Origin of the sequence: Aliirhizobium smilacinae, from assembly GCF_006335145.1 — a bacterium.
In the GTDB taxonomy this organism is placed as follows: Bacteria; Pseudomonadota; Alphaproteobacteria; order Rhizobiales; family Rhizobiaceae; genus Neorhizobium; species Neorhizobium smilacinae.
In genome coordinates, this window is sequence record NZ_VDMN01000008.1 from 160,264 (window position 1) to 173,176 (window position 12,913).

At 61.5% G+C, this 12,913-nt stretch carries 8 protein-coding genes; 4 read left to right on the plus strand and 4 right to left on the minus strand.

All coding sequences use genetic code 11. From position 1 onward, the window contains the following. Positions 1-10 precede the first annotated feature (10 nt). Genes trpB through FHP24_RS25575 form a run of 4 tightly spaced genes read left to right on the plus strand, consistent with a single transcriptional unit; the run spans position 11 to position 4,388 of the window. Complete coding sequence (gene trpB, locus FHP24_RS25560) at positions 11-1,231, plus strand: tryptophan synthase subunit beta (protein WP_139679066.1); 1,221 nt, start codon at positions 11-13, stop codon at positions 1,229-1,231. Positions 1,232-1,233: 2 nt separating this feature from the next. After that, positions 1,234-2,073, plus strand: coding sequence for a tryptophan synthase subunit alpha (gene trpA / locus FHP24_RS25565; RefSeq protein ID WP_139679067.1), 840 nt, complete (start codon positions 1,234-1,236; stop codon positions 2,071-2,073). Positions 2,074-2,116: 43 nt separating this feature from the next. Then, on the plus strand, positions 2,117-3,007 hold the full coding sequence (gene accD / locus FHP24_RS25570; RefSeq protein WP_139679068.1) for an acetyl-CoA carboxylase, carboxyltransferase subunit beta: 891 nt from the start codon (positions 2,117-2,119) through the stop codon (positions 3,005-3,007). A gap of 28 nt (positions 3,008-3,035) precedes the next feature. Further along, positions 3,036-4,388, plus strand: coding sequence for a bifunctional folylpolyglutamate synthase/dihydrofolate synthase (locus tag FHP24_RS25575; RefSeq protein ID WP_139679069.1), 1,353 nt, complete (start codon positions 3,036-3,038; stop codon positions 4,386-4,388). 605 nt (positions 4,389-4,993) lie between these two features. On the opposite strand, the gene trxA is transcribed toward FHP24_RS25575, so the two are convergent. From trxA to FHP24_RS25595, 4 genes are all read right to left on the minus strand, one after another. Further along, a complete protein-coding gene (gene trxA, locus FHP24_RS25580; RefSeq protein WP_139679070.1) occupies positions 4,994-5,314 on the minus strand; it encodes a thioredoxin in 321 nt (106 codons plus the stop codon). 72 nt (positions 5,315-5,386) lie between these two features. Beyond that, positions 5,387-8,962, minus strand: coding sequence for a double-strand break repair helicase AddA (gene addA / locus FHP24_RS25585; protein WP_139679071.1), 3,576 nt, complete (start codon positions 8,960-8,962; stop codon positions 5,387-5,389). Beyond that, positions 8,955-12,158 (minus strand): double-strand break repair protein AddB, encoded by a 3,204-nt coding sequence (gene addB / locus FHP24_RS25590; protein ID WP_139679072.1) that lies wholly within the window; start codon positions 12,156-12,158, stop codon positions 8,955-8,957. Before addB ends, addA begins: the two co-directional genes overlap by 8 nt. 3 nt (positions 12,159-12,161) lie before the next feature. Then, positions 12,162-12,899, minus strand: a complete 738-nt coding sequence (locus FHP24_RS25595) for a nucleotidyltransferase family protein (RefSeq protein WP_139679073.1) — start codon at positions 12,897-12,899, stop codon at positions 12,162-12,164. Positions 12,900-12,913: the final 14 nt, after the last annotated feature.

Genomic DNA, 12,913 nt, shown 5'->3' on the forward strand with positions numbered 1-12,913 from the left:
GAGCGAGAGAGTGAACGAGACGCCAAAACCCAATTCCTTCCGCTCTGGTCCCGATGAGGATGGCCGTTTCGGCATTTTCGGTGGCCGCTTCGTGGCCGAAACGCTGATGCCGCTGATCCTGGAACTCCAGGGCGAATGGGAAAAGGCGAAGAACGATCCGGTATTCCAGAAGGAACTGGCGGATCTGGGGACCCATTATATCGGCCGCCCGAGCCCGCTCTATTACGCCGAGCGCCTGACCGAGCATCTCGGTGGCGCAAAGATCTATTTCAAACGCGAAGAGCTGAACCACACCGGCTCGCACAAGATCAACAACTGCATCGGCCAGATCCTGCTCGCCAAGCGCATGGGCAAGACCCGTATCATTGCGGAAACCGGTGCCGGCCAGCACGGCGTGGCCTCCGCCACCGTTGCCGCCCGTTTCGGTCTACCCTGCGTCGTCTACATGGGCGCAACCGATGTCGAGCGCCAGGCGCCTAACGTGTTCCGCATGAAGCTTCTCGGTGCCGAGGTCATACCGGTAACGGCAGGCAGCGGCACGCTCAAGGACGCGATGAACGAAGCATTGCGCGACTGGGTCACCAATGTAGACGACACCTATTACCTGATAGGTACCGCAGCCGGCCCGCATCCCTATCCGGAAATGGTGCGCGATTTTCAGGCTGTGATCGGCATGGAAGCCCGCGAACAGATCCTTGAAGCCGAAGGCAGGTTGCCGGATGTCGTCATCGCGGCTGTTGGCGGCGGATCGAATGCGATCGGCCTGTTCCATCCGTTCCTGGATGACGAAAGCGTCAAGATCGTCGGCGTCGAAGCAGGCGGTCACGGTCTTGACGGCAACGAACATTGCGCCTCGATTACCGCTGGATCGCCGGGCGTCCTGCATGGCAACCGCACCTATCTTCTGCAGGATAATGACGGCCAGATCCTCGAAGGCCATTCGATTTCCGCCGGCCTTGATTATCCGGGCATCGGTCCGGAGCACAGCTGGCTGAACGATATCGGCCGCGCCGAATATGTGCCGATCATGGATAACGAGGCGCTTGAAGCCTTCCAGCTCCTGACCAGGCTCGAAGGCATCATTCCGGCGCTGGAGCCGAGCCACGCAATCGCCGAAGTCATCAAGCGCGCGCCAAAGATGGGCAAGGACCAGATCATCCTGATGAACCTGTCCGGCCGCGGCGACAAGGACATCTTTACCGTCGGCAAGATCCTCGGAGTGGGGCTGTAATCATGACTTCCAGAATGGACACTCGCTTCGCCAAGCTGAAGGCCGAAGGCCGTCCGGCGCTCGTCACCTATTTCATGGGCGGCGATCCGGATTATCAAACCTCGCTCGGCATCATGAAGGCGCTTCCGGAGTCGGGGGCCGACGTGATCGAACTCGGCATGCCGTTTTCCGATCCGATGGCCGATGGACCGACGATCCAGCTTGCCGGCCAGCGCGCGCTCAAGGGCGGGCAGACGCTGGCAAAGACGCTCGATCTCGCCCGCGATTTCCGCAAGGCCGATAATGAAACGCCGATCGTGCTGATGGGCTATTACAACCCGATCTACATCTATGGCGTCGACAGGTTTGTCGAGGACGCGCTTGTCGCCGGTATCGATGGCCTCATCATCGTTGACCTGCCGCCGGAAATGGATGACGAACTCTGCATTCCGGCGCTCGCCAAGGGTCTCAACTTCATTCGCCTGACAACCCCGACCACCGACGGAAAGCGTCTGCCGACAGTCCTGAAGAACACGTCGGGCTTCGTCTATTACGTCTCGATGAACGGCATCACCGGTTCCGCCCTTCCTGACACGTCGCTGATTTCCGGCGCCGTTGCCCGCATCAAGAGCCATACGGACCTGCCGGTCTGCGTCGGTTTCGGCGTCAAGACGGCTGACCATGCCAAGGCGATCGGCGCGGCGGCTGATGGTGTCGTCGTCGGCACTGCAATCGTCGCCCAGGTGGCGGGCAGCCTCACCAACGATGGCGCCGCGACGGCCGATACCGTTGCCGCCGTCTCCACCTTTGTTCGCGGCCTGGCAACCGGCGTGCGGTCCGCGCGCCTTGTTGCCGCCGAATAACTGGCCCAAATAAGGCCCGAAGCTATTTATCGGAGTACCCCAAGTGAACTGGATCACCAATTACGTTCGACCGCGCATCAATTCCATGCTGGGTCGTCGCGAAGTTCCGGAAAACCTCTGGATCAAATGCCCTGAAACCGGCGAAATGGTCTTTCACAAGGACCTGGAAGAGAACAAGTGGGTCATTCCCGCTTCCGGTTTCCATATGAAGATGCCGGCCAAGGCGCGTCTGAAGGACCTCTTCGATGGCGGCGAATACGAAGCTCTGCCGCAGCCCAAGGTTGCGCAGGACCCGTTGAAATTCCGCGATTCCAAGCGATATGCCGATCGCCTCAAGGACAGCCGCCTGAAGACCGAGCAGGAAGATACGATCCTGTCGGGTCTGGGCGAGGTTCAGGGCGTCAAGCTTGTTGCCGTCGTGCATGAGTTCAACTTCATCGGTGGCTCGCTCGGCATGGCGGCCGGCGAGGCGATCGTGAAGGCAGCCGAGCGCGCGCTGGCGGAAAAGTGCCCGCTGATCATCTTCCCCGCTTCCGGCGGCGCCCGCATGCAGGAAGGCATCCTGTCGCTGATGCAGCTGCCGCGCACCACGGTTGCGGTGGACATGCTGAAGGAAGCCGGTCTTCCTTATATCTGCGTTCTGACCAACCCCACCACGGGCGGCGTCACGGCATCCTACGCCATGCTGGGTGATGTCCACATCGCCGAGCCGGGTGCTGAAATCGGCTTTGCCGGCAAGCGCGTTATCGAGCAGACGCTGCGCGAAAAGCTCCCGGAAGGTTTCCAGACCTCCGAATATCTGCTGGAGCATGGCATGGTCGACATGGTGGTCAAGCGCCACGACATTCCGTCGACGCTTGCCACCATCCTGCGGATGCTTTTGAAGCAGCCGGTCCAGGAAGCGCTCCCGGTGCCGGTCGCTGTCGAGGCCTGAACCAAGACTTGAAAGCCAGAACTTCGGGATGACGATCATGAACCAGCCCGTCGTGAGTGCGGCCGAGCAGGAAATCGAGCGGCTGATGACCCTTCATCCGAAGGGGTTCGATCTGTCGCTCGATCGTGTTTCGAGGCTCCTGGAAACGCTTGGAAATCCGCATCTGAAATTGCCCCCGGTCATTCATGTGGCCGGAACCAACGGCAAGGGATCATGCACGGCCTTCTGCCGTGCGCTTTTGGAAGCGGGCGGTTATGCCGTCCATGTCCACACCTCGCCGCATCTCGTGAACTGGCACGAGCGGTTCCGCATCGGTGTCAAGGGCGGACGGGGCCAGCTCGTTGAGGACCAGCTACTGGCGGATGCGCTGCGCAGGGTCGCGCAGGCAAACGGCGGCCAGATGATCACCGTTTTCGAGATCCTGACCGCAGCTACTTTCCTTCTCTTTTCCGAACAGCCAGCGGATGTCGTACTTCTCGAAGTCGGTCTGGGCGGCAGGTTCGATGCCACCAACGTCGTGCCGAACCCGGCGGTTTCCGTCATCATGCCAATCGCCCTCGATCATCAGGCCTATCTGGGTGACAAGGTCGAACTGATCGCGGCTGAAAAGGCCGGTATCATGAAGCGCCGTTGCCCGGTCGTCATTGGCCAGCAGCAATTCGAGGCGGCGCGTGAGGTTCTGGTCTCGACTGCCGATCGCCTCGGCTGTCCTCTGACCGTCTATAGCCAGGACTATTCCGCGCATCAGGAGTTCGGTCGCCTAATCTATCAGGATGAAGACGGCTTGCATGATCTCCCGCTGCCGAAACTTCCCGGCCGTCATCAGTTCGCCAATGCCGCCGCAGCGATCCGCGCCGTCAAGGCGGCCGGTTTCACCGTCACGGATCAGATGATGGAAAAGGCGATGGCAACGGTCGAGTGGCCGGCCCGCCTGCAGAGACTGACCGAAGGCAAGCTGCTTGACTTCGCACCGAAGGGATCGGAAATCTGGCTGGACGGCGGTCACAACCCCGCTGGCGGCGAAGTGATCGCCGAGGCCATGGCCGGTTTCGAGGAACGTCATTCACGGCCGCTCTACCTAATTACCGGCATGATCAACACCAAGGATCCGGTCGGTTATTTCCACGCCTTCGCCGATCTGGCGGAGCATGTTTTTACCGTTCGCATCCGCGATAGCGAGGCAGGCCTCGATCCTGTGGTGCTGGCGCATTCGGCCTTCGATGCCGGACTGGTTGCCGAACCGGCTGCCTCCGTCGCAGAGGCCCTGCAGGAAATCACCTTGCGCCAGATCCCCGATCGCCCCCCGCCGCGGATCCTGATCGGCGGCTCCCTCTATTTCGCCGGCAACGTGCTCGCCGACAACGGCACCCCGCCGACCTGAGGGCTTTGAAGGTTTGGGGCTGATGTCGAGAAATTTCGATCTCCTCACTGGCGATTTCTAACACTTAGCCAAAGGCTGAGTCTTAGATTTTGTTGGTGAGGGGATACTCCAACCAGGGACGTTTCGGGTTTCCCGCTCAGCAAAAACAATCCCTTCAACAAAATATCATCCCCGCCCTCCGAACCTGTGTCTACAATCCCCCCGTTCCGCTTCGGCTACACCGGTCCGCATAACCGGCGAAGGGGAGCCGGTGATCGCAGGGACCGCCCTTATGCAAGCGGGACATGCGAGGCTGCGCAGAAAATGGTCTGCCTCCCTGAACAAGGGGCGTGCGTGTGTCGCACACATCCCGGATCGCTTGCCGAAAGGCATCCGATCCGCAGCAGACGGACCGGAGTTGCGTGGAAAAACACACCGAACGGGACACGCCGAGTGTCATTACTAAAAATTCAATTCGAGGCACCCGACGTGTCCCGGCCGAAATCTAAGAAACAAAGAACGCCAAGGGTGCAATCCATCCTCTGATCTGCCGCACCCCAGTCAAACAAAAACCCGGCTGATTGCTCAACCGGGTTTGGATTCACGTGAAACACTTTCTTAAGCGTTTAGGCGGCGCCGGAAATCCAGGCGGAAAGTGCTGTCTTCGGCGCAGCGCCGACCTTGATGTCGGCCACTTCGCCACCCTTGAAGATCGCCAGCGTCGGGATCGAGCGAACGCCGAACTGAGCTGCCAGTTCCGGGTTCTCGTCGATGTTCAGCTTTGCGACCTTTACCTTGCCGGAAAGCTCCGTTGCGATCTCTTCAAGGCTCGGAGCGATCATCTTGCACGGGCCGCACCATTCAGCCCAGAAATCCACGACGACCGGCTCGGCGGAGTCCAGAACTTCTGCCTGAAAATTGTTGGTATCGACCTTAACGGTAGCCATGGGGCTCTCCTTCACGATTCTTCGTTGCTTCAAATATGAGATCGGCATTGATCATTTTCAATGTCCGTCATGTCATTTTGTCTTGAGCTCTGCAAGCGAGCGCGCCATCAGTTCGACAGGTAATCCGACGACCTTTGCGGTCTCGGTATAGACGAGCACGCAGTCTATCTCCTTGCCGGGATAAAGCGGCTTGAGGATCTCGCGATAGATGGCAAGCTGCGCCCGATGCGCCAGCGGCACGGCTTCTGCTTCCACGGGCGGTTTGCGGTTGGTCTTGTAGTCGAGAATGATCACTCTTTTGTCGGTCTCGACCAGACGGTCGATCCGCCCCGAGATCGCATAGTCCTGCCCCTCCAGCGTCAGCGTGCCCATGATCGACACTTCCGACTGGCTGCGGGCGGAAAACACCGGCGCAAGCTCGGCATGCGACAGCACCGACATGACGCTTTCGACAAGCTTCTCCCGCTCTGCCCTTGGCCAGAAGCGGGCGGCGCGCTCCGCATACCGGTGGGCGGCGGTTTCGCGTTCCGGGTCGGAAAACTCTGTCAGCATCTGCAGCATGCGGTGAACCAGCTTGCCCTTCTGCAGCGCCAGGCTGCCGGTCGCCTTGTCGCCGAACAGCGGAGAGGTGACGATCAGGTCGTCCGCATCGTCGTCGATCATCACGCCCGCGCCGGATGGGCTCAAGGGCCGCGGCAGGATTTTCTGCGGGGGCAGGGGGCGTGACAGATCGAGCGGCAGGGGCGGCTTCTCCGCCGGCGCGTGGTCCTGCCGTTCCAGCTTTTGCGCCACGCCGCCGGCAACCGGCAAGCGCCATTTCAATCCGCCCCATTCTCCATCCGGCCCGCTGAAAGTCGCGGCGCTGCAATTTTGCTCGTCGAGCGAAAGTGCCCGTGCGATCATCGCCTGCCAGCTATCCGGGTTGTCGCGCACGCCGCGATAACCGCAGACGATCAGCCGATCGGCCGCCCGCGTCATGCCGACGTAAAGCAGACGCCGGTATTCTTCTTCCGACAGCGTCTTCAGCCGTTCTTCGTCGGCACTGGTCAGGGCATTCGATAGCGCCTTGCCGGCCAGCCACGCCGGAACATCGCCATTGGCGGTTTTCAGCAGCCTGAATTTCGGCACATGCGACGGGATGAAGGATTTGGAATTGCTGTCGACGAGAAAAACCACCGGCGCTTCCAGTCCCTTGGACGCGTGCACGGTCATGATCCGCACCTCGTTGCGACCGCCGTCCTGCTCGCGTTTCACTTCCGGTGACTCAAGCTCCAGCGTCGAGACGAAAGCCTGGAGGCCGGGCAGGCCGGATGTCTCGTGGTCGAGTGCAAAGGTCAGGAACTCGTCCAGAATATCGCCGGCCTCAGTCCCAAGCCGTCCGAGAAACTTTCGACGTCCGCCATGTTGCCCCAGAATCCGCGCATAAAGATCGTGCGGGCTCAGCAGCCGGGAAAGCGCAAGCAGATGCTGCAGCCGCTCCGCAGCATCGTGAAAACGCAGCGGCTGTTCTTCGCCAAGACGGTTGAGTTCGGTCCAGGCGCTGGAATTTTCGCCACGCAATGCCGCAATTTCAAAAACGTCTTCTTCGGACAAATCAAACAGCGGGCTCTTCAGCAGCGCCGCCAGCGGAAGATCGTCCTGCGGCAGGAGCATGAAACGCCCCAGCGCAAGCAGATCCTGCACCGCGATATGGCTTGTCAGCCGCAACCGGTCGGCACCGGCAACCGGAATATTGTCGCGCCGCTTCAAGGCCCTTGTCAGCGCATTGACGAAGGCATCGCGCTTGCGCACCAGAACCAGAATGTCGCCCGGTTCGATCGGACGTTCGACGCCCTTTTCGATCACCGTTTCCTTGCCGATCATCTCCTCGATCCGGCTGGCGATCCTTGCTGCAAGAATGGCAGCCGGTGCCTTGTCCGGCGTCGAGTCGAATGGCGCGGTCCAGTCTTCTTCCTGCTCGGATACCTCCGGCGCCACGACATCCCACAGATCCACCGCACCGGCATGCCCCATCCGGTTGGAACGGTGCTGCACCGCATCGCCAATGGCAGACAGGCCCTTTGCATTTTCTTCCAGCGAAAACACCTGGTCGACGGCGGATAGGATGTCGGCGGTGGACCGGAAGGAGAGTGGCAGGCGGATGGCGTGAAACGGCTGGCCGCTACCGGTCACCTGTTTCTGCGTCGCGCTGCGTTCCTCGGCAAAACGTTCCGGCCGCGCGCCCTGGAAGGAGTAGATCGACTGCTTTTCGTCACCCACGGCAAAGATCGTCCGCCTCGTGTCGCGAGCGCTGGTGCCGGAATAGAAATCTTCGGCCAGCGACTTGATCACGGTCCACTGGATCGGACTGGTATCCTGCGCTTCGTCGACCAGAATATGGTCAACGCCCTGGTCGAGTTTGTAATGCACCCAGGCGCCGACGCCGTCACGGGTCAGAAGATCGGCGGTTCGTGCGATCAGGTCCTCGAAGTCGAGCAGGCTGCGCTTCTTCTTCAGCTCCTCGTAATCTTCTGTCAGCCGTGCCGCCAATGTCAGCGCCGCCTTGGTCGCACCGAACATACGGATCAGCCGCATCCGGTCGCGGCATTCCAAGACATGATTGCGCGCCGCATCGATCGCAGCCGCAAGTTCCGGAGCCGGCTTCAGCATGGCCTTGGCGACAAGCGAACTATCCGCCTTCACGGTTCCTTTCGCGGTCAGGAAGATGGATTCAAGATGGTCGGCCCGTTTGAAGGCGTCCGGTTCCTCCATCACCATCCGCAGGCCATAGGCGACCTCGGTCACCTTGGCGCCGCCGCTCTGGTCCGCAAGCGACAGGTAGAGATCGAGCGTGATACCCGACAGACCAGGAAGCGGCCAATAACTGACGGCAATACTCTCTTCGGTATCGGCCGACCCAAGCCCCAGAATACGCTTGAGTTCCGGCCCGATACCGCCCCCATGCCGTTCGGCTGAAGCCGTGAAACGCCGGATCGCCGTCCGGTTGGAGACGATATCGGAAAGCAGCGCTTCCAGCCCGAACTCGTCGCCGAGATCGAGCACATGCGCAAAAGCCTCGGCCAGATCCGGATCGTCTTCAGCCGAGGTGGCAGTGAGCAGCGAACGCCGTGCTTCCGCCAGAAGTGCGGAAGCGGCGCGATCATCCAGTACCGAAAAATGCCCTGCCACATTCGCCTCCAGCGGAAACTGGTGCAGCAGCGCTTCGCAGAAGGCGTGGATCGTCTGGATCTTCAGTCCGCCCGGCGTCTCTAGCGCCTTGGCGAAAAGCCGGCGTGCTTCCGAGATTTTCATCGAATCCGGCTCAACACCTTCGATCGCCGCGATCCGCTTGCGCAATTCGTCATCGGAAAGAACGGTCCATTCCGACAGCCGCTGAAACACGCGGTTCGACATTTCCGATGCCGCGGCTTTCGTATAGGTGAGGCATAAAATGGAGGAGGGGCGGCAACCGGCCAGCAGCAGCCGGATCACCCGCTGGGTCAGCACATGCGTCTTGCCCGAACCGGCATTGGCCGAAACCCAGGCGGAACTGGCCGGATCCGAAGCGCGCGATTGCTGCACGGTCGTCCAGTCGATCCACTGTTTCGGTTCGTCTCCTGTCGGAAGATCGCCCCCCGTCAAGACGTCATCGGTGAGATGCTCACTCATCGGCTTCACTCTCTCCGTCGTCATCAGCGGTGGACCATTCGGCAACCCGGGCGAGGTGATCGTATTCGCCACCGAAATCGCCTTGCGAATATGGCACCAGCCGCGATGCGAAGCCGGCATCGCCGCTTCTCAGTTTCAGCACGAACTTGGTCAGCTGATCGATCGATTCCTGGGCCAGGTCGATGGCCGATTTCGGCTGCCGTTTGGCGGTAGCCGACGATCCCTCGTTATTGACCCGCTCCGATTTGAACCGGTCTCCGGGTCTCAGGCGTACATAAAGAAGGTCGCCCGGCTGCTGCACGCCCATCGCCTTGAAGGCGCCGGCCTGCAGTGCCGCAGCTTCCAGCGCAAGCTGCGGGTCAAGCAGCGCGCGAGCCTGCGAAACGGAGGGGCTGAGGCCCGTCTTATAGTCGACGATGTCTGCATTTCCCGAACCCATCAGATCGATCCGGTCGGCAATGCCGGTTACCCGGATGCCGGCCGTTTCCACCTCGAACCCGGCACCGGCCTCGGTCACCGTGCTGCGCACATCCGGCGCACGCTTTTCCTCCCAGTCGAGAAAGGCCCGCGCCACCTCGGCGAAACGCGGCCGCCAGACCCGGTCGATATGCGGCGGCAACCGTTCTGCGTCGAACAGTTCCTGCGTAATCCGCGCCATGGATTCACGTGAAACAGGTGTGCCGGGCTTGTGGCGTTCGCGCGTGTAGCGGTCGATGATCGCATGATAGAGATTGCCGCGCTCCCGTGCGCCCGGATCTTCGTTAAACGGCGCCAGCGGATCGAGCTTCAGGATGCGGCGGGCGTAAACGGAATAGGGGTCGCGTCGCAGCCGGCCCACTTCGCTGAACGAGTATTTCACCGGCTGCAGCTCCGCCGGCGGCCTCGGGGCAGGGCGCTTCGTCGGGGGCTGGTTTTCGCCCTGGTCGATCAGCGATGCCCAATGGCGGTAATCCTCGCCGCGCGCTTTCAACCCGTCGGCAAAAGCCTTGCCGCCAAGCGCCAGCAATCTCTGCAGCCAGCGGGAAGCAACCGTCGGCGTCGCGCCTTGCCGAAGCGATCGGGACAGGATCAGGTTGCGCGTACCGCAGGCCATTTCGAAGTCATGCGCCAGCTGGCCGATACGCCGCTCCGGCGGCTCCAGGCCCATGTCGGTTTTCATCGAACGCGACAGGAACGGGTTGTTGACCGTCTGGCCCGGCCACGAACCTTCATTCAGCCCGCCGAGGATCATCGTGTCGACGCTCTGCAGCCGCGCTTCTAGCGTGCCGAAGATGAATACCCGCGGATGCGCCAGCGACCGCGGTTTCACCGCTCCGCCGGTGGTCAGCGCCATGACGATATCGATCCATTGCGGACCATCCGCATCGATCTGGCCATCGGTCTCCATCACTTCGGCAAGCAGGCTGGAAAGCTGCTCGCCCGCTTCACCGGACCAGAGTCCGGCGAGATCGCCCCGCTCGTCGATGGCAATCGCCTCCAGCGCCTTGCCGGTGCGGCTCGCCCATTCGGAAAGCGGCAGTTTCGCCGTCAGCCCGCGACCGTCCGCGCGACGATGAACGAAGGCGCTGACCAGCGGCTCGACTGCCTCCGTAATCCGTCGCGCCACATCACGTGCGATGTCGACCGCATCTTCCGGCAACGAGTTGCGCCATTGCGGCGTATGCCGCTCTTCCACCAATGCCACAAGCTGGCTCTCGAGCAGCGGCTCGAGCGTCGAAATATCCATCTCTCCGACACCGCCGCGCAGCGCCAGCACCTCGAGCGCATCGATCGCGGTTCTCAGATCGGCGGCGGGCAGGCCGAGACGCATCAGCGGATGTTTCATCAACCCGACGATCGCCACCGGATCGCCGGGCCGAAGCGCGGCTTCCAGAAGCAGCTGGGTCAGGGTCCCCTGCGGTGTGCCTGAGAGCGCTGAACCGGCCGAATCATCGGCGAGAATACCGAACCGGGCAAGCTCTGCCGTCACGCGCCGGCCAAGTGCGCGGTCGGGCGTGATCAGCGCCGCCTGCGCCGCACCACCATTCCGGCCGGGTTTCTGCAATGCCAGACGCAGCGCGATGGCGATCGCCACCGCTTCCTCGCGTTCATTGGCCGCCTCGATCAGTGATACGTTTGCAAAAGCCTGTCCAAGCGCTTCCGGATCGGCATCGTCGCGCCATTCGCTCCAGCGGTCTGTCGCCTTGGCCGGAACCAGCGCCTGCGAGATCGCTGCTGCCCGGAATGCAAGATCGGCCGGCACGTCTCCGATGATCCCGACATCCTCTCGGGTCGCGCCGATCTTCTTCAACAGCTTGGAAAGCCCGAATTGCGAATGGCTGCGGCTGGCGGGATCAGGCTTTCCGTCAAAACTTTCTTCGCCGACAATTGCCCATTGTTCGTCCGGCATCGACATGTCGAGGCCCGGAAGCACCACAGTGCCGTTCGGTAGCCGGGAGATTGCCGCGATCAGCTCCGCCGCCGCCGGCACGGAACCCGTCGAACCGGCCACGATGACAGGACCCCTATGCTCCCGTTCCCCGATGCGCCGGGCTTCGCTCTGCAGGATCGCGGCACGATGTTTCGCCGGCGAAGAGCGTTTCAGCTCCTCCAGCCGAACAGGCCAGAAGGCACTGGCAATCTTCAGGAACTCGGCGGTCAGCTGCCACCACAGCGCATGTTCGCCGGTCTGAAGATTGTCGAGATCCGCCCAGTCGCGCTCTTCCGTCTCGATCGCGTCGAGCAGTTCGGCAAGTGCGCGGGCAAGCCATATCGCATCCGCCGGGCTTGCCGGGGCAACAAGCGGCGATTCGGAATGCACGTCGAGCACGATCTTCGGCAACTGGTTGCGCCAGGCAAGGATCAGCCGGCCGAGTTCGAGCAGCCGTGCAGTGCTCCCGATCGGTAGCGCCATGTCCATCTCTTCCGGCGCCACGAGATCGAAAAAGCCGCTGTCGTCATCCGTCTCGCCAAGCGGCCGGATCACCGGCAGGATGGCCGCACGGCCGCCCAGAAGATCGACGAATTCCGAGCGCAGCACACGGGCGGAACGCCGTGTCGGCACGAAGATCGTCACATCCGCCAGTGAAAGCGGGTCCGACGGATCGTATCGAAAATCCTCGTTCAGCCGGCCGTCGCAAAGGGCTGTCGCAAGCGTCTTGAGGAACGGCGCGCCCGAGGGGATCGAAAACAAACGCTTGTTCCGGGCAACCGGCATGTCTCAAACCTTTCCGGAATGACGTTTTATGACGGCTTCGGCGAGTGGCAGGGCCTCTGGCGTGCCGACCGTGATCCATTCGCCATCCATGACGATACCGAAAAGCCGGCCTTTTTCGATCGCCTTGTCGAAATAGATATTCAGGTTGAACGCATCATCCGGTGCGTCGTCGAGAAGCGCGGAATGCAGGACGATTGCGCCGGCATAGACAAGCGGCCGTTCGCCATCGACATATCTCGCAAGCCGGCCATCCGCATCAAGCTGGAAATCCTTCTTGCCGTTATGGCCCGTCGTGTGGTCCAGCGGCACGCAGAGAAGTGCCATGTCCATCATTTCAGGATCGAAATACCCGGCTAACCGCTGCAGATTGGTGGGAGAACCCGATTTTTCGCCGATCCAGAAAAGATCGGCATTCATCACATAGACGATGCCGGGGTCGAGCAGCGCCAGACCCTTCTTCAGGCCCCCGCCGGAATTCATCAGCCCGGCGCGCTCGTCCGATACCGTGATCTCGAGCCGCGGATAGGCGGCAAGATGCGCTTCCATTCGGTCTGCGAAATGATGCACGTTGACGACCGTGCGTGTCACACCGGCATCCGCCAGCGCATCCAGCCCGTAATCGATCATCGGCTTGCCGGCGACCGGCACGAGCGGTTTCGGCATCGTATCGGTAATCGGCTTGAGGCGCGTGCCGAGCCCGGCGGCAAGCACGACGGCCTGCGTGATAGAAGCCAATGTCATCATCGATCGCCGTA